Origin of the sequence: Methylocella sp., assembly GCA_037200525.1 — a bacterium.
Lineage (GTDB): Bacteria > Pseudomonadota > Alphaproteobacteria > Rhizobiales > Beijerinckiaceae > Methylocapsa.
On the sequence record JBBCGG010000001.1, the window covers coordinates 431,905 to 455,963 of the forward strand.

Annotated in this window: 20 protein-coding genes and 2 pseudogenes; 17 read left to right on the forward strand and 5 right to left on the reverse strand. The window is 61.2% G+C overall.

Translation table 11 applies throughout. The features are described 5' to 3' along the window. The first annotated feature begins 101 nt into the window (after positions 1 to 101). The 4 genes from WDN46_02045 to WDN46_02060 all read left to right on the forward strand — a co-directional run bounded on the left by WDN46_02045 (position 102) and on the right by WDN46_02060 (position 6,503). Positions 102 to 956 carry an SDR family NAD(P)-dependent oxidoreductase gene (locus WDN46_02045; GenBank protein MEJ0092238.1) on the forward strand — a complete coding sequence of 285 codons (855 nt, stop codon included), beginning with the start codon at positions 102 to 104 and terminating at the stop codon, positions 954 to 956. A 102-nt stretch (positions 957 to 1,058) separates the two neighbouring features. Further along, entirely contained in the window at positions 1,059 to 1,994 is a 936-nt protein-coding gene (locus WDN46_02050; GenBank protein ID MEJ0092239.1) for an SMP-30/gluconolactonase/LRE family protein, read from the forward strand. A 222-nt stretch (positions 1,995 to 2,216) separates the two neighbouring features. Continuing rightward, on the forward strand, positions 2,217 to 3,347 hold the full coding sequence (locus tag WDN46_02055; protein ID MEJ0092240.1) for an efflux RND transporter periplasmic adaptor subunit: 1,131 nt from the start codon (positions 2,217 to 2,219) through the stop codon (positions 3,345 to 3,347). A 3-nt stretch (positions 3,348 to 3,350) separates the two neighbouring features. Beyond that, positions 3,351 to 6,503, forward strand: coding sequence for a multidrug efflux RND transporter permease subunit (locus WDN46_02060; GenBank protein ID MEJ0092241.1), 3,153 nt, complete (start codon positions 3,351 to 3,353; stop codon positions 6,501 to 6,503). A gap of 76 nt (positions 6,504 to 6,579) precedes the next feature. Here the strand turns inward: WDN46_02060 and WDN46_02065 are convergent, their stop codons facing one another. Further along, positions 6,580 to 7,053, reverse strand: coding sequence for a hypothetical protein (locus WDN46_02065; protein MEJ0092242.1), 474 nt, complete (start codon positions 7,051 to 7,053; stop codon positions 6,580 to 6,582). 284 nt (positions 7,054 to 7,337) lie between these two features. Here WDN46_02065 and WDN46_02070 point away from each other — a divergent pair, with 284 nt between their 5' ends. The 9 genes from WDN46_02070 to WDN46_02110 all read left to right on the forward strand — a co-directional run bounded on the left by WDN46_02070 (position 7,338) and on the right by WDN46_02110 (position 16,874). Further along, complete coding sequence (locus WDN46_02070) at positions 7,338 to 8,072, forward strand: hypothetical protein (protein MEJ0092243.1); 735 nt, start codon at positions 7,338 to 7,340, stop codon at positions 8,070 to 8,072. A gap of 114 nt (positions 8,073 to 8,186) precedes the next feature. Further along, entirely contained in the window at positions 8,187 to 10,037 is a 1,851-nt protein-coding gene (locus WDN46_02075; protein ID MEJ0092244.1) for a hypothetical protein, read from the forward strand. Beyond that, on the forward strand, positions 10,025 to 11,266 hold the full coding sequence (locus WDN46_02080) for an ABC transporter permease (GenBank protein ID MEJ0092245.1): 1,242 nt from the start codon (positions 10,025 to 10,027) through the stop codon (positions 11,264 to 11,266). Before WDN46_02075 ends, WDN46_02080 begins: the two co-directional genes overlap by 13 nt. 3 nt (positions 11,267 to 11,269) lie before the next feature. Next, the gene (locus WDN46_02085) at positions 11,270 to 11,962 is read left to right on the forward strand and encodes an ABC transporter ATP-binding protein (protein ID MEJ0092246.1); all 693 of its coding nucleotides are present in this window, start codon (positions 11,270 to 11,272) and stop codon (positions 11,960 to 11,962) included. Beyond that, positions 11,959 to 12,828, forward strand: coding sequence for a hypothetical protein (locus tag WDN46_02090; GenBank protein MEJ0092247.1), 870 nt, complete (start codon positions 11,959 to 11,961; stop codon positions 12,826 to 12,828). The genes WDN46_02085 and WDN46_02090 overlap by 4 nt, the downstream gene beginning before the upstream one ends. Positions 12,829 to 13,092: 264 nt before the next feature. Then, positions 13,093 to 14,115, forward strand: a complete 1,023-nt coding sequence (locus WDN46_02095) for an ABC transporter ATP-binding protein (protein ID MEJ0092248.1) — start codon at positions 13,093 to 13,095, stop codon at positions 14,113 to 14,115. Positions 14,116 to 14,118: 3 nt separating this feature from the next. Then, the gene (locus WDN46_02100; GenBank protein ID MEJ0092249.1) at positions 14,119 to 15,003 is read left to right on the forward strand and encodes an ABC transporter permease; all 885 of its coding nucleotides are present in this window, start codon (positions 14,119 to 14,121) and stop codon (positions 15,001 to 15,003) included. Further along, positions 15,000 to 15,806, forward strand: a complete 807-nt coding sequence (locus tag WDN46_02105; protein ID MEJ0092250.1) for an ABC transporter permease — start codon at positions 15,000 to 15,002, stop codon at positions 15,804 to 15,806. Before WDN46_02100 ends, WDN46_02105 begins: the two co-directional genes overlap by 4 nt. A 27-nt stretch (positions 15,807 to 15,833) precedes the next feature. Then, positions 15,834 to 16,874: an extracellular solute-binding protein gene (locus WDN46_02110; protein ID MEJ0092251.1), complete on the forward strand. Its 1,041-nt coding sequence runs from the start codon at positions 15,834 to 15,836 to the stop codon at positions 16,872 to 16,874. 74 nt (positions 16,875 to 16,948) lie between these two features. Here WDN46_02110 and WDN46_02115 read toward each other — a convergent pair whose 3' ends face one another. Next, positions 16,949 to 17,980, reverse strand: coding sequence for a lysylphosphatidylglycerol synthase domain-containing protein (locus WDN46_02115; protein ID MEJ0092252.1), 1,032 nt, complete (start codon positions 17,978 to 17,980; stop codon positions 16,949 to 16,951). Positions 17,981 to 18,412: 432 nt separating this feature from the next. Here WDN46_02115 and WDN46_02120 point away from each other — a divergent pair, with 432 nt between their 5' ends. The 3 genes and pseudogenes from WDN46_02120 to WDN46_02130 all read left to right on the forward strand — a co-directional run bounded on the left by WDN46_02120 (position 18,413) and on the right by WDN46_02130 (position 19,595). Continuing rightward, positions 18,413 to 18,646 (forward strand): DUF2853 family protein, encoded by a 234-nt coding sequence (locus WDN46_02120; GenBank protein ID MEJ0092253.1) that lies wholly within the window; start codon positions 18,413 to 18,415, stop codon positions 18,644 to 18,646. 30 nt (positions 18,647 to 18,676) lie between these two features. Continuing rightward, positions 18,677 to 19,443, forward strand: a pseudogene (locus WDN46_02125) (IS5 family transposase). A gap of 14 nt (positions 19,444 to 19,457) precedes the next feature. Beyond that, a pseudogene (locus WDN46_02130) lies at positions 19,458 to 19,595 on the forward strand (DUF2853 family protein). Positions 19,596 to 19,751: 156 nt separating this feature from the next. Here WDN46_02130 and WDN46_02135 read toward each other — a convergent pair. The 3 genes from WDN46_02135 to WDN46_02145 form a co-directional block, all read right to left on the reverse strand. Further along, positions 19,752 to 20,957 (reverse strand): cupin domain-containing protein, encoded by a 1,206-nt coding sequence (locus WDN46_02135; protein ID MEJ0092254.1) that lies wholly within the window; start codon positions 20,955 to 20,957, stop codon positions 19,752 to 19,754. Positions 20,958 to 21,130: 173 nt separating this feature from the next. Further along, positions 21,131 to 21,889, reverse strand: a complete 759-nt coding sequence (locus WDN46_02140) for a cyclic nucleotide-binding domain-containing protein (protein ID MEJ0092255.1) — start codon at positions 21,887 to 21,889, stop codon at positions 21,131 to 21,133. A 137-nt stretch (positions 21,890 to 22,026) separates the two neighbouring features. Continuing rightward, entirely contained in the window at positions 22,027 to 22,647 is a 621-nt protein-coding gene (locus WDN46_02145; protein MEJ0092256.1) for a mechanosensitive ion channel family protein, read from the reverse strand. A gap of 385 nt (positions 22,648 to 23,032) precedes the next feature. Here WDN46_02145 and WDN46_02150 point away from each other — a divergent pair, with 385 nt between their 5' ends. Further along, complete coding sequence (locus WDN46_02150; protein MEJ0092257.1) at positions 23,033 to 24,046, forward strand: zinc-binding alcohol dehydrogenase family protein; 1,014 nt, start codon at positions 23,033 to 23,035, stop codon at positions 24,044 to 24,046. The last annotated feature ends 13 nt before the right edge of the window (positions 24,047 to 24,059 follow it).

The following is a 24,059-nucleotide window of genomic DNA, read 5'->3' on the forward strand; positions in this document are numbered from 1 at the left end:
TATCCAAGCGTAATTGCGCGCAATGGATTGTTCGAGGCGCCCAATCGTAGCCGGCGAGCGCGCCAATCCGCTTTCGCCGGCGGCGACAAAAAGGATTGAAGATGACTAACGCCGCTCTCACCCCAGGCTCCGTCGCAGTCGTCACAGGCGGCGCAGCGGGCATCGGTCTTGCCGCTGCGAAGCGATTTGCGCAGCTGGGACTCCGCGTCTGCATCGCGGATCTCGGCGAGGGCCGACTTGCTCGGGCGGCCGAAGCGATCGCCGCCCTGGCCGCAGGCGGCGCAAATGATGTGATGAGTTTTGAGACAGACGTCAGTCAAGTGGAAGATTTACGCCGGCTCGACGCCGCCGTTCGCGATCGTTTCGGCGGCGCGGATGTCCTGATGAACAACGCCGGCGTCCAACCCGGCAGCGGCATTTTCGGGCCAGCTGAAAACTGGCGGCGGGTACTCGACGTGAACCTGTGGGGCGTGATTCACGGCTCGCAGATTTTTGCGCCCGGCATGATCGAGAGAGGCCGACCGGGCCTCATCATCAACACAGGCTCGAAGCAGGGAATCACGACTCCCCCAGGAGATCCGGCCTACAATGTCTCCAAGGCCGGCGTGAAAGCCTTCACGGAGGCGCTGCAACACGAACTTCGCAACACAACGGAGGGCCGGCTTACCGCCCATCTGCTCATTCCCGGCTTCGTATTTACCGATTTGACCGCGCGAGGCCGCAGCGAGAAGCCGGCAGGGGCCTGGACCCCTGAACAGACCGTCGACTTCATGATGGAGCGGCTAAACGCCGGAGATTTCTACATTCTATGTCCTGACAACGACGCGCCTCGCCCGCTTGACGAACGGCGCATCCTCTGGGCTGCGGGCGACATCGTTGAGAATCGGCCGCCGTTGTCGCGCTGGCATCCGGATTATGCAAAAGCCTTCGAGGCCTTTAGTCGAAATCAGGGCTAAGCGGCGGCTTCCGCCGCGCCCTCATAAGCCGCGGCTCGGCCTTGGCCTCGATGGAGCTTAAGGCGAGGCGCAAATAGCCCCGAGCGATTGTAGAGGGTCCCAATGTGGCGGCAGAGCGAAACTTATCCCGACCCGGCGGTCGAAGTTCTTGATCCGCGCTTTCTGAAATATCGCATAACAAATGCAGCGGTCGAGCGGCTCGCCACGGGCATGCGTTTCGGCGAGGGGCCGGTGTGGTTCGGCGATGGCCGCTTCCTCCTGTGGAGCGACATCCCCAACAATCGCATCATGCGATGGGAGGAAGAAACCGGCTCCGTCTCGGTATTCCGGAAGCCGTCGAACTTCGCCAATGGCAACACGCGCGACCGTCAGGGGCGCCTCATCACCTGCGAGCATGGAGCGCGTCGGGTAACGCGCACTGAGTATGACGGCGCGAAGACCGTCCTCATCGACCGGTTCGACGGCAAGCGCCTGAATTCTCCCAACGATGTGGTGGTCAAGAGCGACGACAGCATCTGGTTCACCGATCCGCCCTTCGGCATCCTCAGCGACTATGAGGGGGCGAAGGCCCCGTCTGAACTGCCGACGAATGTTTATCGCCTCGATCCGCAGACTGGACAGGCGGAGGTTGTCGCCAACGACATCTCCAATCCCAACGGCCTCTGTTTCTCGCCGGATGAAAGCCGCCTCTATATCGTGGAATCCGGATCGAAGCCGAAACGCATCCGGGTCTATGACGTTGAGAACGGACGGTGCCTCAACTCAGGCCGAATCTTCGCCGACGGAGGCGAGCGCGGCGCGCCGGACGGCTTCCGGTGCGATGCGGACGGCAATCTCTGGGCCGGCTGGGGCACGGGGCCGGAGCTCAACGGCGTGATGGTGTTCGATCCCGATGGATCGCGCATCGGGCGCATCGCTTTGCCCGAGCGCTGCGCCAATCTCTGCTTCGGCGGGGCCGCGCATAATCGCCTGTTCATGGCGGCCGGGCAGTCGCTTTACGCCCTTTACGTTGACGCCAAAGCGGCCGTCGCCACATAGCGTCATCCCATGGATCGCAGGCGGATTTAGCCGCTTTTCATTCGCTGATTGACATTCCCCAGCCATCCGACCACGCTGCCTCTAAAGTCAAGAAACGTACTGCTTTTCCGCAGATCTCCTGACTGCCTCGGTTCAGACAGGCGCCCCGGCATGAAGGCCGCCTGCGATCGATCCCCGCCCGCGCGGCGCCACAGATTCCGGAGCATAGCGATGCGTCTTTCGATGTTCGCCCCCGCCCCGAGGCTGGGTTTTGTCGCGGCTCCCGCCTTCATCATTCTTATCCTAGCCGCAACGCTTGCCGAAACCCTGGCGGCGGATCTGGCCCCGACGCGCGTCGGGGTCGTGACGGCAGCCAAAGAGCCCATCAATCCCGCCAAGGAGTTTGTCGGCCGCATCGAGGCTGTGGAGCGCGTTAGCGTGCGCGCCCGCGTCACAGGCTTCTTGCAGGAGGTCCTGTTCAAGGAAGGCGATATCGTCAAGGAAGGGGCGCAGCTTTATCGCATCGAGTCGGAGCCCTTCGAGGCCGCGGTGCAGCAGGCCCAGGGCGCGCTCGTCAAGGCGCAGGGGCAGGCGGCGAACGCCAAGACTCAGCTCGATCGCGCTGAAACGCTGTTGAAAAGCCAATCCGGATCGGTCGCCGTGCGCGACCAGAGGCTCGCCGAAGAGCAAACGGCGAAGGGCGACGTCCTCGTCGCTGAAGCAAATCTCCAGACCGCGAAGATCAACCTTGGCTATACCGAGATCACGGCGCCGATTGCGGGCATGATCGGCCGCACGAGCGTCACTAAAGGCAATGTGGTCGGGCCAGATAGCGGCGTTCTGACGACGATCGTCAGCCAGGATCCCATGTATGTCACGGTGCCTGTCAGCCAGCGCGAGTTCCTTCAGTTGAAAGGCGACGAGCGCCAATCCGCGAGCGCGGCGTTAACGGTCCATCTCCGCTTTTCTGACGGCTCAGCCTATGAGTTTCCCGGCCGAATCAACTTTATCGACGTCTCGGTGGACAAGGCGACCGATGCCGTTCTGGTGCGGGCGAGCGTGCCCAACCCCCAGGGACTCCTGATCGACGGCCAGCTGGTCAAGGTCGCCATTCAGGGCGATGAGCCGGAAGAAAAGGTGGTGGTCCCGCAAGCGGCCCTCATCGCCGATCAGCAAGGCGTCTATGTCTTCGTCGTCGAGGATGGCAAGGCCATTGTCCGTCGCCTGAAGCTCGGCGGCGAGAGAGGCGCCGACGTCATCGTCGAGTCGGGGCTCAACGGCGGCGAGCAGGTCATCGTCGAAGGCATGGAGGCCTTGCGTCCCGGCGCGCCGGTGATTGCGTCGCCGGTTCCAAAGTCCCCCGGCCGGAGCTGATCCATGATCTCCTCGGTATTCGTCGATCGGCCGAGACTCGCAATCGTCATCGCGCTGGTGACTGTCGTCGCCGGATTGGTTTCATTGCTGGCGATCCCCATCGCGCAATATCCGGACATCGTCCCACCGCAGGTCTCGGTCACGACATCTTACCCCGGCGCCTCCGCCAGCGTGGTCGAATCGACAGTTGCGCAGCCGCTCGAAAGCCAGGTCGTCGGCGTCGACAAAGCGATCTACATGAAGAGCGTCAGCGGCGACGACGGCAGCTATTCGCTGCTCGTCTCCTTCGAACTTGGCACAAATCCCGACATCAATACCGTCAACGTCAACAACCGGGTGCAGACCGCGCTTTCCAAGCTGCCCGAGGACGTCCAGCGCCAGGGCGTCAACGTCAAGAAGCAATCCTCCGCCCTGCTCGGCGTCATCGCCCTCTATTCGCCGAAGCGCACCCATGATGAGCTGTTCATCTCCAATTATACGACGATAAACCTCCTCGACGACATCAGGAGCACCGCGGGCGTCGGCGACGCCAAGCTGTTCGCCGCGCAGGACTACGCCATCAGGGTCTGGGTGCAGACCGATCGCCTGACCGGGCTTGGCCTCACCTCGGCCGACATCATCAAGGCGGTCAGGAGCCAGAATGTGCAGGCAGCGGTCGGGCGCATTGGCGCGCGGCCGATATCCGATGACCAGCAGCTGCAGCTCAACATCCAGACCAAGGGGCGGCTGGCGTCGGTCGCGGACTTCGAGAAAATCATCGTCCGCACCAATCCTGACGGCTCTGTGCTACGCCTCTCCGACGTCGCTCGGCTTGAGCTCGGCGCGTCGAACCTTGACCGCGCGACGCGCCTAAACGGCGCCCCGGCGACGCTGATTGGCGTCTATCAGTCGCCCGGCGCCAACGCGCTGCAGACGCTCACCGCGGTCAAAGCCAAGCTGGCCGAGGCGCAGAAAAGCTTTCCCGACGACCTCGAGTGGAAGGTTACCTACGACCCGACCACCTTTGTTTCCGCCACCATCAAAGTGGTCGAGCATACGCTCATCGAGGCCTTCGTCCTCGTCGTGCTCGTGGTCTTCCTCTTCCTCGGCAATCTGCGGGCGACCTTGATCCCGACGATTGCGGTGCCGGTAAGTCTGATCGGCACTTTCGTGGTCCTGAACGCGATCGGCTATTCCGCCAACACCGTCTCGCTGCTAGCCATAGTGCTGGCGATCGGCATCGTCGTCGACGACGCCATCGTCGTGGTCGAGGCGGTCGAGGCCAAGATGGAGAGCCATCCTGAGCTTTCGCCGGCTGAGGCGACCAAGATCGCGATGGGCGAGATCACCGCGCCAATCATCGCGATCACCTTGGTGCTGCTTTCGGTCTTCGTTCCCGTCGCGTTCATTCCGGGCATCACCGGCGAATTGTTCCGACAGTTCGCCGTCACCGTCGCGGTCTCGATGTTTCTTTCTGCCATCAACGCGCTGACTCTGTCGCCGGCGCTATGCGCGATCCTTTTGAAGCCGCACCACGGACCGCGGCGTGGCCCCATCGGCATGGTCATGCGCGGCATCGATCATGTGCGGGACGCCTATGGCGCCGTCGTGGCGCGTCTCGTGCGGATCTCCGTCATTGGCCTTGTTATGGTTGCGGCGTCGGTTTTCGGCATCCTCGCCCTCAACAAAATCACGCCGACAGGTTTCTTGCCGGAAGAGGACCAGGGCGCGTTCTTCGTTGTGGTTCAACTGCCCGACGCCGCCTCGATCGGCCGCACCAGCGACGCCATCGAAGAGGTCGAGACTATTCTCAAACAGGAGCCCGCAATCGCCGACTATTCGTCGATCGTCGGACTGAACTTCATCGACAATTATTCGCAGCCCAACGCCGCATTCATCATCGTTTCGCTGAAACCCTTCGACGAGCGAAAGGACGCGGCCGATGGAGCGCCCGCCCTCATTGCGCGATTGGGCCAAAAACTTGCGTCCGTGCGAGGCGCGCGCGCAATTCCTCTCGCGCCGCCGCCAATCATCGGACTCGGCACCGGCGGCGGCTTCAGTTATGTGCTGCGCGCCCTGGGGAGCAGCGATCCGAAGGCGCTATCGCAGGTCCTGCGCGGTCTGTTGATCGCCGCCAATCAAGACCCGAAGCTCTCGCGCGTCTTTAGCACTTTCTCGGCCAGCAACCCTTCGATCTATCTCGATATCGACCGCGACAAGGCGCAGATTTTGGGCGTCGACATCAGCGACGTCTTCCAGGCGCTGCAAACCTCGCTCGGGGGCATCTATATAAACGACGTCAATTTGTTCGGCAGAACCTGGCAGGTTCAGGCGCAGGCCGAATCCAGCGACCGCAAGTCGATCGACGACATCAATCGCATCAACGTCCGCAGCAAAGACGGTAAGATGATCGCGCTGCGCAGCCTCGTCGAAACCAAAGTCGTCGTCGGTCCGCAAGCGCTGATCCGCTACAATAATCGCCTCGCGGTGACGGTGCAGGGCTCGCCAGCGCCGGGCGTTTCTTCGGGCCAGGCGCTAAACGCCATGGAGAGCGTCGCGGCGAAATCGCTCCCGAGCGGTTATCGCGGCGAATGGACCGATATTTCCTACCAAGAGAAGCGCGCCGAGGGAAAAACGGCGATCATCCTTGCTTTTGCGGTGCTGTTCGCCTTTCTCTTCCTCGTCGCTCTCTATGAGAGCTGGACGATCCCCGTGCCCGTGCTTCTTTCAGTCACCATCGGCATCCTTGGCGCCTTCGCGGCAATCGTCGTCGCCCATCTGACGCTCGATCTCTATGCCCAGATCGGCATGATCGTGCTGATCGGCCTTGCAGCCAAGAATGGCATCCTCATCGTCGAATTCGCCAAAGAGCGTCGCGAACATGGCGCGCCTCTGCTGGAGGCTGCAACGGAAGGCGCAAGGCTGCGGTTCCGGCCGGTGATGATGACATCCTTCGCCTTCATTCTCGGCCTTACGCCGCTGGTGTTTGGCACAGGAGCCGCCATGCTGGCGCGCCGGAACGTCTCGACGCCGGTGTTTGGCGGCATGATCGCCGCATCCTTCATCGGCATATTTGCAATTCCCGCTCTTTACGTGATGTTCCAGGCGCTGCGCGAGAGGGTGAAAGGCGGCGGCGGCAAGAAAAACGCCGCAAACCCGCCGACGCCCGCGGAATAAGATCCGCGCTACCTCCTCTCGTCCCCTGCTTGAGAAGCTCGCATGGGCGAAGAAGGAGCCGCCGCGACGCCGGTTGTCAGGCGCCGGAAAGACTCTTGCAGATCACCTTCGACGCCAACTCGTCGGTCAAACGATGGACAGCGGCCGACTGCTCCGGCGAGAGGCTTTGATCCATCTGGTTCATCGCCGAGCCAAAGAGCAGCGCATGTCTCGCCCGCTCGGCTGCTTCGTCGAGGCGTTCGCCTGCCGCCAAACGTCTTTCATAATCCTGGGTCAGGCGCTCGAGCCGCAGCATGGAGCTGGCGAAATCGCGCCATGCGGAGTCCTGGTTCGGATCAATTCGCGCCAAGCGACGGACTTCTTCGAGCCGCCCCGCAAGATCTCCCGGCGCGGGAACGCCCGCCGCCTGATCGAAGCTGCTTCGCACCACGCCGAATCCGCTTGAGCCGCCAAAATCCCCCGCAATGCCGACAATGACGCCTATCCCCGCGACGGCGAGCGCAGCCGCAAAGCGCGGCGCCTTGAAGATACCGAACGCACGTAATCCCATGATGGCGCCGCTCGACCAAATCTCTCGGAGGTTGCAATTATAGCAAGTTGCAAATCGCCGCTTGCTGAAATCTATTAGCGACATATGCAGCAAAGCATTGCTCTTTTCAATGAGCGCCCTTACCCTTGCTTGGCTCGATTCGGGTTTTTCAATTATTGCTTTTCATTAGCCGGACCTATTGCGCTCGGAATCATCGTTACAGCGCACCTCGGGTCGGTTTTCTCACAGCCGTTGGTCGGGCCTTGTTCGCGGCGTCTCGCGTTGGAGAGGGGATATCCCCGCCTATGAATCTCGGGATGATCCTTAGTTCGGCTGCGCTCGGCATCTCCCTTGCCGTCAGCGCTTTCAAGCTGGTTGACTGGCTGGTTCATTCCGACCCGCGCACGCTCGCCCGCGCAGCCCGCTGGTCGCTTTTCGTTGCGGCTGCGGCCTCTGGTCCGATCCTGATCATCCTGCTGCTGTATCAGCAGTGGACGATCGCCATGGCGTTCGGCGCCGCCATGCTGGCTGCGCCAGCGGTGATCAACTGGCGGGTTTTCATTCCGCGCCGGACGTTTCGACCGATGTGGAGCGAAAGCTCCCCGCTCGACGAAATGCGCGGAGATGTCGGCCAACCGCCGCCAGACCCGGAGCTCGTGCGCCGGGCCGCCATCGTGCTCGAAGATTATCTGATCCACGCCGGACACCCCGAAGTCAGCGCGCGAATCGACGGCGGGCGGCGCCCGCTCGCGGAGGAGAGCAGGTCGCTTCGGAGCGAGGGGCCAACGGTTGTCGAGGAGGCGCTGGAGATCCTGGGGCTCGATGCGGGAGCCACGGCGACGGCGGTTCGCGCCGCCCACCGCAGGCTGATGCAACTTGTCCACCCCGATCGCGGCGGCTCGAACTATCTCGCCACAAAGATCAACTGGGCGAAGGATGTGCTGCTCGCGGAAGCCGCGCGAAAGCCGAGGGCGGCGACCCGCAGGACGCGGGATCCGTCAAAGCGAGCAGCTAGCGGGAATACAGGCAAAGACACATAAGCAAAGACACATAAGAAGCGCAAACGAGGTTGGTCGCGACCGGGCGAGCCGGATGCGAAACGCCGGTTTTTGCGCGGCAAAGCTCCGCCGGGGGGCGGTCGGACAGGAGGGGTCATGAACGAGTTCAACAAGCCTGCGAAGGTCAGCGACGCGGAAAAAGTCGATATCAATCTTCCTCTGCCCCCTGAAAGGGAGAGCCTGTCCGCTAACGTAGGCCAAACGCAGGTCGAGGCCTTCATCGCCCGCCGCTCCGAAGTCGCCAAGTCGGATCATGAAGCGTTCCAGGACTATCTGCGTGAGAAGCAGGCGCGGGCCCTTGCTGCACGAGTGGAGACAGCCCCGGCGATCGAGAAGAAGAAGACAAAGATCACGCGTCGCAATATCTTCAAGGCGGGGGCTGCGACAGCAATCGTCGGGGAAGCGGCGGCGCTCGGCTATCATGCGGCGCAAAGCGGCGCTCTCGGCGCGCTTGGCGTCGGCGGCGCGAGCCAAGGGCAAGCCGCGAGCGCCGCGATTCCCAGCCACGCGCAGCAGCAGCCGATCGCTCGCGAATTGATCGATTCGAGAGCGGATTTTGGCGGACGAAGCCTCGGCAAATGGGTGGCCGTGCTGCCAACCAAACTCGGCGGCGGAGTCTATGCGCTCGACCTCAATACCAATAGGGTGCTGGCCTCGATCTGGTATTGGAACTACGGCGACTTCAATCCGATCGCGCATCATCTCTGCGCGTTCCCCAGCGCCGACCCCTACAACAGCTTCGAATTCATCAATAGCACGCAGGGCGGCAAAAATTCGCTGATCTACGGCATCCCGACCAATATCACTGAGCCCGCGCCCGGCTTCAACATCTACCGCGTCCGTTATGACGGGGCGCAGATGCAGTTGATGGAAAACGTGTCTGAGGCGACTGGCCTTGGCCTTGGCGTGCACGTCACGATTAATCCGAAAGACGCTCAGTCCTATTTCGTGACCGACGGGCAAAAAGACATCGCCGCCTGCTTCGATCGGACCACCTCGCGGGTCAAAGCGGCGCTGAAGTTCGATTGGAAGTCGAATTCAAGCGAGTTGGCGCGCGCCTGGCAGGACGGCGGCGTTCTGAAGATCTCGAAGATCTATCCGAACGGCGCCAGCGGCAAATATGACTACCTCGGCACCAAGGGGCAGAAGATCGATTGGGAGATGGTGCCCATGGGAGAGCTGTTCGTCGAGGAAGGCACCTTACCTGGCGATGATCCCATGAGCCTCACCGGCGCCGATGGAACGATCTGGCATCCGACCGGACGATGGGCCGCGACCGTCGTTCGCCTCTGCGGCGGAATAGCCATCCTCGACGCCGAGAACAATTTTGACCCGGTCGCCTTTCTCCAGTTCAACGCCAATTCGCAAGATCAGTACGCAGTCGTGAAAGTCGCCGACGATCACTGGGAGGTGACCTTCGACAAGATCCATTCGCCGGGGCACGAGATCGGCTTTTCGCCGGACGGCCGCTTTCTCTGCATGATGAACAACCTGCGGGAAAACAACTGCTCGGTGTTCTCCACCGTCGACGCCGATCCGCGCAATTGGAAGAAGATCGCTCACGTCGAGGACCCCCTATGGAGAGGCAAGTACCCCAATCCGTTCCATATGGTGTTTTCGCTCGACTCCAAAAAGCTGTATCTGTCGGTGCTGCATCCATCGCCCGCGGCCAGCGGCATCATGGTGGTCGACACTGATACGTGGACCATCAAAAAGGAGATCCAGGGCATCGGCCCGGATCTGCAGACTCCGGCCATCACCTATGACGGCAAATATGTCATCGTCCCCTTCAGCGGCTTCCAGCGGCTGTCGAGCGGAATCGCGGTGATCGAGACTGAAACTGACAGTCTGATCGGCATTCTTCCGAGTTCGGGAGGACACCATGACTGCGTGATTGTCCCGACCGAATTGGCGCACATGAAGCACACCCGCTCGTGCACGTTGTAACGCCCCGCGTTGCTCCCCGCTGGCTGCTGCTCAGCGTCGCCCTGCAGAATCTCGGCCGCCGCAAGACGCGCACGAGCCTGCTCGTGGCTGCGGTCGCCGTCAGTTGCGCCATTGTCTTCGCGGGTTCGGTCACGATGAGCAGCATCGAGACCAGCATGGAGATCGGATTCAGCCGGCTCGGCGCCGATCTGATGCTCGTCTCGCAGGATGCGCTGACAAACATCGCCGTCGCTCTTCTGACGGTGGAGCCAACCGACCGGACTGTCGATGCCGACCTCCTGGAGCGCGCCAACGTCGCCGGCATCGGCAAGGCCGCGCCCCAGCGGGTTTTTCGCACCGTGCAGTCGGGTTTGGGCGGCCACGAAGAGATGGCGGACCTCATCGGATTTGATCCGCTGCGCGACTTCACCATCCAGCCCTGGATCTCGGAGCGGCTCGGTCGCGCGATGGAACCGGACGACGTCATCCTCGGCGCCGCCCACAACCTGCCTCTTGGCTCCGAAATCACCATCTTCGGCAAGCCCTTCCACGTCTTCGCCCGGCTCGGCGGCACGGGGGCCGGTACGCACGAGCGTGGCTATTTTATGCAGTCATCGAGCCTGCTGGCTCTTGCGCCGGCGATCCGCGAACGCACTGGCGGCGTCCCGCCGATGCTCGAGCCCGGCAAGGTGACGGGGTTTCTCGTCGAACTGGCGCCGGGGGCCAGCGAACTGCAGGCGCGTTTTGCTCTGCTGTCCAAGCTCTCAGGCATCAAGGTGGTTACCGGCGGATCCTTACTCACCGGCATCCGCCAAGGGCTCACCGCCCTGCTCGCCGGCACGCTTGGTCTTGTCGCGTTGATGTTCGCAAGCACGGCCGTAATGGTGAGCATATTGTTCTCTGCCATCATCTCCGAGCGCCGGAGCGAACTCGGCTTGCTGAAGGCCATCGGCGCCAGACGGTCGCAAATCGTCGGAATGATGGTGATCGAGGCGGTGGCGGCGACCGGCGCGGGCGGCGCGATCGGCGTATTGCTCGGCATGCTTTTGCTGCGGCTGTTCGAGCGATCGCTCGTTTATCACCTGACGCAACTTGGAATTCCGTTTCTTTGGCTTGACCGCGCGAGCGCCGCGCTGGTCGCCCTCGCCTGCGTTGCAGCCGCCGCGCTCATTGGAGCCGTCGGCGCGCTGGCCCCGGCCTGGCGCGCCAGCCGCCATGAGACCTATGATCTTATCCGCGGCGAGGGCTGAGCCGTGCTGAACTGTCTCGCCCTCACCAAAACCTATCGCACGGACCGAGGCTTCGTGGACGCCGTGCGAGAAGTCGATCTCGAAGTGGGGGCCGGCCGATATGCGGCGATCATTGGCCGTTCGGGCTCGGGTAAATCCTCCCTCCTTGCAATGATCGGCGGCCTGAGCCGGCCGACAACGGGCAAGATTTTAATCGAAGGGGCCGATATCTGGTCGCTTGGCGACGACGCGCTGGCGCATTTTCGCAATCGCCGGATCGGCTACATCTTCCAGTTCGCAAGCCTGCTGCCGACGCTCCGGGCGATCGACAATGTCGCCTTGCCGCTTCTCCTCGATCGCTGCGGGAAGAAAGATGACCCATATGCACGCGCCATCAAGCTCCTCACTGAGGTCGGACTTGGCTCCCATCTCGACGCCTACCCCTCCGAAATGTCGGCGGGCGAGCAGCGGCGGACGGCGATCGCGCGGGCGTTGATCAATGACCCGATCCTGCTGCTGGCCGACGAACCAACGTCGGATCTCGACGAGCAGACCGAGCGCGAAATCATGGAGCTTTTGTTGGGGGTCAACCGCGAGCGGAAAACGACCTTGATCCTCGTGACCCACAATCTCGCGTTAGCCGCTGAGGCCGAACAGGTCGTGCAGATCGCCGACGGCGTGATCGCCATGAGCCGCGCGAGGAAAGCCGCATCGTGACGCGGCCGCCTAAACTCCCGGATCTCGGCCAGCTTACGGATGCGCAAAAGGACGAACTTATCGTCAGCCTCTGGGAGACCCTCGTCGCGCTCGATGGCTCTGATCGGGCGCCGGCCTCCGCCGCGGCGGCGCCTCAGCCCGCGTTCGCGGCGTCGTCAGCCTCTGTGGACTCCTTGCGCGCCCAAATCCGCGACGCCGCTCCATCCCGGCGCGCGCTCGCTTCATCGGCGGTCTCCAAAGGCATCGGACGCGGGCTCGACTTCCTCGATTCGCGGCTCTTGCAGATCTTCCTGCTTGTGATCGGGGTGTGGTTCCTCGCCGACTTTGGCGTCGGCTGGAGCCAGCGACGCGCCCTCGCCGAGCGCGGCAAGGCGGATCTCGCGCTTCGCAACGCGGCGTTCTCCAATCTTTACGTGGAATTGACGCGAGTCGCATACGAGCCGGACGGCAAGTCCTACCGGGCGACGATCTACATGCAGAATGCAAATCCCGCGGCGCCGCTCTATGTGATGCTCAATCCGCCCCGCGTCTTCGTCCAATCGGGCCTGACCTGGCGAGAAACGCCGTCGCAGGCTCCCGCCGGGAGCGCCTGGGGCGTGGTCAAGCTCGACGGCGGGCGCGAATACTCGCTGACGTTCCAGGCCGACGTGCAGGACTGGTCACAGTTGATTCCGGGTTACATGCACGTGCTGATTCAGAGCGACATGCTGATCAGCCAAAGCAGCGAGCCCAAGGACGACATCGTCGAGCGCAACAATCGTTTTTACGTCTACCTGAAACCGCAGGGCGCGGACGACGCATGGATCAAAAGCCGCTCGAATTTCCCCGGCCTCCCGCCGATATTCATTCCGATGCCGCCGCATTAGGCGGCAACAACGCTTCTCTTGATATCGATTGCTCGTTTCCTATGATAGAAACGCTGCAAAATGTCGCGCGTAGCCTGAATTTTCTTCAATGCGGCGCCGTGGCATGGTCCCTGCTTGGGAAAGGGTTGCCTGGGGATGAGGGAAGGCGGCATGCAGTCATTGACGTCTGGGCGTCTGTCCCACCCGCACTATCGCATTGGTCTTGACGATTCCGTGGTCGAGCGCCGCTTGGCGCAGGGGGCGCCAGCCGATCCGCCGTCCGTGATGATCCACGATAATGAGGCCGCAAAGCTGGTGCAGGCTCAGAACGTCACGAAGACTTTCGGGACGGGATCTGGGGCCGTCACCGCTCTCGACGATGTCTCGCTCACCATCATGGCGAACGAATTTTTCACGCTCCTTGGACCGTCCGGCTGCGGCAAGACCACGTTGTTGCGATTGCTCGCAGGGTTTGAACACCCAAGTTCCGGGGTCATTCTGCTCGACAACAAGCATGTGGCGAGCGATCCGCCCAACAAACGGCCAGTCAACACCGTATTCCAGTCCTATGCGCTGTTTCCCCACATGACGGTCGAGCAAAACGTCGCCTTCGGACTCGAGCGCCAGGGTCTGCGCGGCCCGAAAGTGACGGAGCGAGTCGCCGCGATGCTGCGCCTCGTGCGGCTCGAAGCCATGGCGAAGCGCCGCCCCGACCAGCTCTCGGGCGGCCAGCAGCAGCGCGTCGCGCTCGCCCGAGCGCTTGCGCCGCAGCCGCGACTGCTGCTGCTCGACGAGCCGCTGTCAGCTCTTGACCTGAAGCTGCGGCGCGGCATGCAGGCCGAGCTGAAGCGCATCCAGCGCGAAACCGGCATCACCTTCCTGCTCGTCACCCATGATCAGGAGGAAGCCCTGTCAATGTCAGACAGGATCGCCGTGATGTCGGGAGGCCGCATCCTCCAGCTCGGCCGTCCGCCCGACATATACGAGCATCCAAGCTGCCGGTTCGTAGCGGACTTCATCGGGGAAGCTAATGTGCTTCCCGGCTCGCTCGTCGGTCTTCCGGCCGCCTTCGCGGCGATCCGGCCTGAGCGAGTTGTGCTTTTGGCGGGACCCGGGACTCAGGAATCAGGGCTTCCCGGACGCATTGTCGAGATTACCTATCTCGGGGCCAGGACATCCTATTCGATCGCCCTCAATGAGGGTTTGACCATCAAAGCGGAGCGGGCGGATTTGCCGGCCTCGCTTGCGCCTGGCGATGCGGTCAGCTGCCAATTCCCGCCTGCCGCGCTCGTTCCGCTGGAGGCCTGATTCTTGGTCTTCGCATCGGGTAAACGCGATCGCGCGGCGCTGCTGGCCGGACCAGCGCTCTTGACCATTGTGATCTTCATGCTTTTGCCCATGACGATCGCGCTCGTATATTCCTTCATGACGCCGAGCCCTTATGGCGGGGTGCGGCCTCCGTTCACGGTCGGCTCCTACGTCCGGTTCTTCTATGACCGCGACCTCGACGATTCCCTCATTTTCGACGTCACCTACCTTCAGATCTTCGCCCGCTCGCTAATCCAGGCGGTTCTGACGACGCTAGGCTGCTTCCTCATCGGGCTGCCGCTCGCCTGGTATATGGCGACGCGCCCGCCGCGCATGCGCCAGATTTTGGTGCTGCTCGTCACCATCCCGTTCTGGACCAACCTGCTCATCCGCACTTATTGCTGGGTATTGCTGCTACGCGACCAAGGGCTCGTCAACGAGGGGCTCGAAGCCATTGGCGTGATCAATGCGCCAATCACCTTCCTGTATTCCGACGGCGCAATCTTGCTCGGGCTCATCTATTCGAGCCTGCCGTTCATGGCGCTGCCGATCTACGGCTCTTTGGAAAAGGTCGATCCGCGCATGATCGAGGCGGCCTACGATCTTTATGCCGACAGGTGGGCGATCATGCGCAAGCTGGTCTGGCCCCTCGCGAAGCCCGGCGTCGCGGCCGGAGCGCTGCTGGTCTTCGTGCCGGCGCTCGGGGCCTTTTTGCAGCCGGACATTCTCGGCGGCGGCAAAAAGCTGATGATCGGCACCTTGATCCAACAACAATTCACGACCTCGCGCGACTGGTCCTTCGGGGCCGCGCTGTCGATGATTCTCATGGCTTTCGTTTTGGGATCGCTGATGTGGAGCGCTTGGCGGCGCGCTCGAATCGAGGCATGAGCGCCAAGGGGGGCTTCAACTGGCGCAGAATGCCCGAGTACCGCGTCATAAGCCTTCTCGCGCTGGCGTTTCTTTACGCCCCGCTCGCAGTTCTCATCATTTTCGCGTTCAACGCCAACCGGGCGGCCCTGATCTGGACCGGGTTCAGCACGCAATGGTTCGTCAAGGCCATTGCAAATGAAGACTTGCGCCGGTCCGCCATCAACAGCCTGATCGTGGCCGCCGTCGCGACGCCCGTTTCGACTCTGGTTGCAATCCCGGCGGCGCTGGCGTTCGAGCGAGCGAAGTTCTTTCCGGGACGCGCGTCCGGCGAAGCCCTGGTCGCCATGCCATTGATCGCGCCGGAAATCGTCACCGCCATAGCGACCCTGATTTTCTTCAGCGCGATCGGCCTCCGCGCCGGGCTCGGGAACGTCATCCTGGCCCATATCGTGTTCTGCATCCCATTCGCGCTGCTGCCGATCCGGGCTCGACTCAGGGATATGCCTCGCGACATCGAGGATGCGGCGCGCGACCTTTATGCCGACAAATGGCAGGTCTTCCGTCGCGTGACCTTGCCGCTTCTGATGCCGGGCATCGTCGCCGGAGCGACGCTCGCCTTCGTGGTGTCGCTCGACGACTTCCTGATCACGCTGATGGTGGCTCCCGCGGGCGCCACGACCCTGCCGGTCTATCTGTACGGGATGCTGCGTCTTGGCGTGACGCCCGAAGCCAACGCCGCCGCGACCATCCTATTGGTCGTGTCCATCGCGACCGTCGTCCTTTCATTCTTTCTAGCCCGGAGTCGGACCCTGAAAGCCTGAAGCTCCTGCAACATGAGGATCCTGCCGATGAAACATATGATTTTGAAGTCCCTCGCGGCGACCGCGATCGTGGCCGGTCTGGCGGCGGCGAGCGCCGCCCATGCCGCAGGCGAGCTCTATATCTACAATTGGACCGATTACACCTCGCCCGATTTGATCGCGAAGTTCGAGAAGGAGACCGGAATCAAGGTGACGCTCGACACCTACGATTCCAACGAGACCCTCCTCGCCAAATTGAAATCGGGCTCGGCTGGATACGACATCGTGATCATGTCGTCCGATTTCGTGCCGATCTTCACCAAGGAAGGCCTGATCCAGAAGATCGACGCGCCCAAATTGCCGGGTTACGACAACATGGAAGCGCGCTGGCGGAGCCCAGCCTGGGATAAGGACAACCAATATACGATCCCCTACGACTGGGGCGTGACGGCGTTCTCGGTAAATACAAAATTCATCAAGGAGCCGGCCGACTCGCTGAAGCTCCTTTTCGAGCCGCCCGCGGAAGCCAAGGGCAAGGTCGGCATGTTTGGCTCGCCAAGCGAGGTCATCTCGCTTGCCGAGATGTATCTCGGCTTGCCCCCCTGCCAGACCGATACTGCCAACATGAAGAAAGTGTCGGAGCTGCTTGAGCGGCAGGCCCCAAGCGTCAAGGTTTACAATTCCGACGGCATCATCGACCGGCAAGGCTCCGGCGAGACCTGGATCCACGAGGTCTGGAGCGGCGACTCTGCGCGCGCGCGCGCCAATAACCCCGACATCAAGTTCATCTTCCCGAAGGAGGGAGTCGTCGCCTGGATGGACAACATCGGAGTGCCGACCAGCGCGAAAGACCCAGAGAACGCCAAGCTATTCATCGAATTCATGATGAAGCCGGAAAACAGCGGGCTATCGTCGAACTTTACCCATTATGCCAGCGCCGTCTCCGGCAGCGACGCTTATTATGATTCGGCTCTGAAAGACGCGCCTGAGCTCAAGGTCCCAGCCGGCACCAAAATGACCTTTACGCCGGTGTGTCCCGAAGAGGCGATCAAACTGATGGATCGCGTCTGGACCAAACTCAAGAAATAAGCGCATCGAAAGGCAGGCTGCCGGGGCCTCGACTCCTGTTGAAGGGCGTCGAGACCGCCGCTCGGCGCAGCCTCTCAGGGATAGTCAACCTGTCGCTGATCGACGCGCGGGCTGACTTCCCGGTGATCTGAGGCGGCGGATTTCGCTTCATGATGCAGTGCTTCCTTGAGCTTGCCGCGCTCGAACAAGATGACGACAATCAAGGAAATGCAAAGCGGAAGAATAAGATAGAAGAGCCGGAACACGAGGAGGGCGGTCAGCACTTCAACTTGCGGGGTCGCAGGCATGGCCTTGATGAACAAAAGCTCGAAAACGCCGATACCGCCGGGAGCATTCGACACCAGCGCGGCCGAAAACGTTGCGAGAAAAACGCCGAGCACGACGAAATAGCCGGGATTGCCCACCGCCGGCAAAGCAAAATAGATGATGCCCGCAGCGCCCAAAAGCTCCAGCGGCGCGGCGAGAAGTTGCCTGATGGCGATGCCGGGCCCCGGATACTCGAGCCGAAACCCCCGAATGATCAGCGGCGGAAATTTGAAAATGGAGCCGATCACATAGACCGCCACCAAGATCAGCAAGACGATCCCGATTGCGAAGGCTGTCGTCGGGTCGGTGAAATAGTCCGGCAATATGCCGCCAAATCGCGATAGCTGATTTGGTTCGAACACGAGAATAAGGCCGCCCATCAGCATGGTGCCAAGGCCAAAGGTGAGCGAGCAAATGGCGACGAGAATTGCAACCTGCGCCGCAGTCAGCCCTTTGGAATGATAGGCGCGATAGCGCACCATTCCGCCCGATACGACGGTCGCGCCAATATTATGCGCGATGGCGTAAGTGGTGAAGGAGCAAAGCGAAATGAAAACCCAGGAAATATGCGTGATTCTGAGGTGACGCAGCGCAATTCTGTCGTACCAGGCCAGCGCGCCATAGGCGACGAAAGTCGAGCCGATCGCCAAAAGATAGCGCGACGGAGGAATCGCCTGGAGCTGACGCCAGACTTCCGGCCCGACGGATTGGCCGCGAAACTCCCGGTACAGAAGCCAAACGGAGATGCCAACCGCGATCACGCCGATCGCGGGCCAGACAAAATCAAAGATGCGTTTCATGACGCTCCCGACAGGATGGCCGCGCTTTCCTATGTCTTACCGCATCATGCCGAAAAGCAGCAGAGTTTTCGAAACCATGCCCGAAGAAAGCTTCGCGGCGCTTGCGCATCAGACGCAGGGGCCGTCTTTGGCGGCGCCGTTAAGGAGCCGCGCCGCAATTCATTCGGTTTTGAGCATATGTCTTAAATCATCGCGTTGTGGCTAAACATCCGGAGCGCCTTTTGCGAGCGTAGAACAATGAGCGGCAAGAACAACTGCGCCGCCGCACCGCAAAAACTTGGGTCCAGGCGACGCCCCCAATGCCGCCCATGATCGCCCATTGACCTCGTTGCTATTTTGTGAAGTTTTTACTTACGGCCGCCAATAAAAAGCGAATCACGAAGTCACGAGATTTTCATCTAAGCGGCCCAAAGAGCACAATGGAGCTCCGCGATGACTGATCATCTTGCCGACGTCAAAAAATACGCCAAAAAGCCCGTCAACGAGGCCGCGCTGGCCGCCATGGAGAAGACCTATCGGCTCGTGCTGAGCCAACCTGACTCGAAATATGTAGCGTGCAGCGATCCGGCCGAACGGGAGACGGTGCGCGAAAACTTTCTCAAAAAGAAACTAGGCCGTGGTGACGAATTCGGCGTTTGGGGGATTCTCGCGAGGATCTTTCCATGATTCAAGGCTGATTTTTGGAGATCAGCCTTGATGATTCGGGATGTCGATGCGCTGCGAGACGATCAATGGGAGCGGCTTTGTGATCTTGTGCCAGGCGGAAGAGCCGGCCAGCGCGGGCCGCGCTGCGACAATCGACGCTTCGTCGACGCGCTGTTATGGATGGCCCGCTCGGGCGGCCGCTGGCGCGATCTGCCCGAACGCTTCGGCGACCATCAGGCGGTGAAACGCCGCTACTATCGCTGGATCGAGCGCGGCGCCTTGGACGGATTTCTTGAGGCATTCACCGCCGAGGCCGATCTCGAATGGCTGATGATCGACTCAACAATCGTGCGCGCCCATCAGCACGCGGCCGGCGCAAGGATCGCCAAAGGGGGGCGGATGCCCATGGCCTGGGCCGCTCTCGCGGTGGTTTGAGCACCAAAATCCACGCCGCGACAGACGCGCTCGGCAACCCCGTTCGGCTCCTTCTCGGACCTGGGCAGCGCAACGACATCACAAAAGCGCACGCCCTGATCGAAGGCTTTGCGGCCGATGCGATCATCGCCGATAAAGGTTATGACGCCAATCACTTGCGCAAGGCTGTTCTTATGCGTGAGGCTGAGCCGGTGATCCCATCAAAATCCAATCGCCGCGCGCCGCTCCCCTACGACAAGGCGCTCTACAAGGAGCGCAATCTCGTCGAGCGTTTCTTCAATAAACTGAAGCAGTTCCGGCGCGTCGCAACCCGATACGACAAGCTCCTCGCAAACTACCGAGGCTTCGTATTGCTCGCCGCTATTGCTATCATGCTCAGGTAATTCGTCACTACTGCCTAGGGGTTCACGCCGGAGATCTCGACGGAGCCATTAATGCCGTCTGCGAAGCAATGAAAGAAGATCGGACGAAGTCTCGGCTGACCTTTTATTATTTGCTCGCCGAGCATTTCGACAAGCTGAACGAATTTGCCTGATTGAACAATGAGCGACCGGCGCGCATTCGCCGCCGGTCGCTATTTCGCGGTCTTGAGCGCCGCCGTCGCTTCAGCTCGGCGGCGGGCGGCATGTCAATTCCGAGCGGCCCCTAAGGCTTAGTCGCAGGTCCCGCGCTGGCGGAACCCGCGCAAAGATCAGCCGGCTTTATGAATATGCTCGGAGGTCTTGGGGAATTTGTCGAACGAGTCGTCGCTGACGCCAAAATTGTTCGCGAGGAGATAGTTCGGGCTCGCCGCCATCCAGTCCGAAAGGGTGATTTCCTGGTATTCGCCCGAATCGAACGTGATCACGATCTCGACATCCTGGTTGCCGACATTGCGAATCGCATGTCCATATCCCGCCGGGATATAGGCGACGTCGCCAGGGACGAAGCTCTTGACCTTGCCGCGTCCTCCCGAACCGAACAGGGCCACCTCGGCCTGACCGTTCAGATAGTAGTGCCATTCATTCGCATTGGGGTGCCAGTGCATCTCGCGTATCGAGCCGGGCTTCAGCGTCATCACGCCGCCGGACATCGACTTCGACATCGGGAACTCCTTCTGGGTCGCAAGACGCAGTTGGCCGCCCTTGGTGTCGATTTTGGGAGCAAGATCCATGAGCGAGTATTTATGCGTCAGGCCGGGCGGCAGGAGCACTTCCCTGGCGCGCGACTCCGGAATGATCGGCCCTGCGTTGATATAGGTCTCGCCCTTGGGCAGCGTGTCGAAGAAACTGGCCGGAATGCCGAAGTTCTCGGCGAGCAAGTCCTTTGGCGTCAGGCTGATCCAGTCGGTGATCGAGAACGTGCCGTGCTCCGAGAATGCGCCATTGTCGAACGAAAGGATGAAATGGCAGGGTTTGTCGCCGATCGTCTGGATCGAGTGGCCGTGACCTTTGGGGAAGAACCAGACATCGCCCGGCCCGAAGTTCGCGACCTCTCTTTGGCCGAACGGATCGAGGACCATCACCTGGCATCGGCCGTCGAGAACAAAGGCCCATTCGGCCGCGATCGCGTGCCAGTGCAGCTCGCGCGAGGCTCCGGGCTCAAGGTACATGTGCACCCCGGCGATGCCTTTGGAGATCGGGAAATTCTCGACGGTGGCTTCCTTGGCCCAGCCGCCTGAGGTCACCTTCGGCTTGCCGGCGTCCAAGGAGAAATGAAAGTCGGGCAAAGCCTCGACATCGCCAGCGCTGTGATGGACGATCTTTTCGCCGGCCGGCAGCGAAGTCGAATTTAATGCGAAACCGCCATCGCCCGGCTGGGCGACGAAGCCGTCCGCTCTCGCAGAGCCAGCCGCAGCTGCGATCAAACCGCCGGCCGCGCCAACGGCCAAGAGATTCCGGCGCGAATAATCCGTCATGCTTTAATTCCTTATATTCTCTTTATATTACTTTAATATTTGCTGACTTGGCCCCTAGCTGGGGTTGCGCGACTTCGGTATTTGCCTGAATTACATTCGCAACGGAAGACCTGTCGCCATGATCACTGCGATTACCGTTACCGATATACAATCGCGCCGCGCGGTTCCGCCATTCAATCAAGTTTGAACAGCTGCCTGATGCGGTCGGACAAACGCTTCGCCGAGCGATCTTCATGGTTCGCCACGCCAGCCTCATCGGCCTCAGCAAGAGCGCGGCGGCGGGACAGGACGCGGCCGAGCTCTTCCGAGAGGGTCGGGCGCTCTCTAAGAAGGGGCGCAAGATCTTCCGTTTTTATGTCGTAGACAATCGAACGCGTCAAGGCGCGCACCGAGCCGCTTTGCGGCTCGCCCAAAAGAAAACCCGCCTCGCCGCAATAGTCGCCCGGGGCCAATCGCGCCAATTCATACTCGCGCCCATCCTTCGAAATGTAGATGGCGACCACCCCTGATCGCAGGATTGTCAGCGCTTGCGACACGGCCCCCTGCTGAAGCACCATATCACCAGCCGCGTAGGCCTTCCGGGTCATCTTTCCGGCGAGGACCGTCTTTTGCTGTTCGCTAAGCGAGGAGAAGAGCGGCAGCCAATGGACGAGCGCGAGAGGCGCGGCGAGACCATCTTCGCTATCGGGCGCAGACGTCGAGATTTCGATGCTGCCCGGCGTCGGAGCGAATCTCATTCCGGCTGCCATGATGCAACGGAAAAGGCGATCCAGCACTTCGTTCTGGGCGGCGCCGACGATCGATCGGTCACGAATCCTATAACTTATCTCCAGTTCAATCTCAGAGGCGCTCAGCGTCTTGATCGACACCGTCGGCGGCGGCGCGCGCAAGATCAAGTTGCAACTGGCCAGACGCTCCAGGGCCACCTCCACGGCTCGCGATGGAAGCACAGACGGCTGCAGACGAATTAAAGTTGTCGCGCCATGCGTCTCGTTCGGACTGCTTCTGTTGACGAGCTTTGCTTTGGCGAGGACGCTGTTGGGAATGACGGCAAGATCATTGCTGGCCGTCAGGAGGTGAACGGCTTGCCAATTGGCTTCAATGATGCGGCAATGATGCGGCCTTCGAAGCCGCTATCGACGACAATCCAGTCTCCGATACTGTAGGATCGCCCGAGACTGATGGCGATCCCCGAAAAAACATCGGCGAGCGTGCTCTGCAACGCCAGACCAAGGATGATCGCAACCGCGCCCGATGTGGCCAGAAGCGCGCCGACCGCGAAATGAAGGACGTTGCTGGCGATCGCCAGAGCGACCCCGAGATAGATGAGCGCGGCTAAAAGCTGTTGGAACAATTGGCTTTCGTTCGGCTTTCGCTCGAAGATCACGAAGGCGCGGACGAAGGCGACGAGGCTCCAGCCGAGCGCGCACCACCACAGAATTACGAGGAAGTAGATGCCCAACTGATGCGCGGCGCTTGCGCTCGACGCAGGTTGCGGCTGGTAGGGCTCGACGCCGTGAGCAAGCAGCGATGTGGTCAGAGCGACGAATAAGCCCGTCTGCCCAATCGCCCTCCACACAGCGCCGAGTCGCGGCGATAGAGCGAGGACTGAAAGGCCCGCGAGGAGAAGCGCCGCTGCGTCCGCCGCGGCTTGCGAATGCTCGGCGATAAATTGCGGCCAGAATGGCACTTATTTTTCTCTCGTCAAACCCCGGGCGTCGCCGCTCGCATCCTAATCTTCGGCCAGGACTCTCCGCCGAGGAGCGCCTTCGACATCGTTCGAATTGAAGGTTGAGCGCGGCTGAACCGGATGCCCCATTTAGCTCGCCGCCAGCCGTTTTCACAAGGCGTCTTCACCCGCTCGCTCGAAACGCCCCGCCCGAACGGAACATGGCGCAAACGGCGGCGCATCAAAACCTCGCCGTTTTGCCATATGCGCGTTTTGCCATATGCGCAATGAAGGAGCTATGCTCGGCTCGGCGAGACTTGCAGAGTTCTCAGCCCAGACTACGCGTCAAAACAACCACATAGAATGGTCGGTTCAGTTTGACGCGATCTCATCTCCCGGAGACAAAGTGAAAGCCGTTGGCTATCGAAAATCCCTACCCATCGCCGCCGCAGATTCGCTGCTTGATCTCGACCTGCCCATCCCGGTCCCGGGGCCGCGCGATCTGCTCGTCGCCGTCAAGGCCGTTTCGGTCAATCCCGTCGATACGAAGGTGCGAATGCGATCCGCGCCGGACGCGGGAGACGTGAAGATTTTGGGCTGGGACGCGGTCGGCGTGGTCGAAGCCGCGGGCAAGGACGTGACTTTATTCAAGCCGGGCGACGAGGTGTTTTATGCCGGATCGATCACCCGCCCGGGAACAAACGCCGAGTTCCACCTCGTCGATGAACGGATCGTCGGACACAAGCCCAAAACCCTTTCCATCGCCGAAGCGGCAGCTTTGCCCCTGACTACGATCACCGCTTGGGAATTGCTATTCGACCGTCTCGGCGTTGGCCGAGGCGAGCGCTCCGCCGGCGGCAGTCTGCTCATCGTCGGCGGAGCTGGCGGCGTCGGCTCGATTCTCATTCAGCTTGCCCGCCGCCTCACCGGCCTCACCGTCATCGCCACGGCATCGCGTCCGCAAACCCGCAATTGGTGCCTCGATCTCGGCGCCCATCACGTCATCGACCATGCCAAGCCGCTCCCAGAGGAGTTGAAGAAGCTTGGCGTCGCAGAGATCGATTATATCGCCAGCCTGACCGCCACCGAGCAGCATTTTCCCGCAATCGTCGAAGTCATTAAACCGCAAGGCCGATTCGGCGTGATCGACGACCCCAAGACTCTCGACATCAATCCTCTGAAGCGAAAGGCGGTGTCCGCCCACTGGGAATCGATGTTCACGCGATCTATGTTTGAAACCGAAGATATGATCGCGCAACATAGGCTGCTGAACGAGGTCGCCGACCTCATTGACGCAGGGGTGATCCGCACCACGCTTGCCGACAATCTTGGACCGATCAACGCCGCCAATCTGAAGAAGGCGCATGCTCTGATCGAGAGTGGAAAGGCCAAGGGCAAGATCGTTCTGCAGGGATTTTGACGGCGCGTCTCTT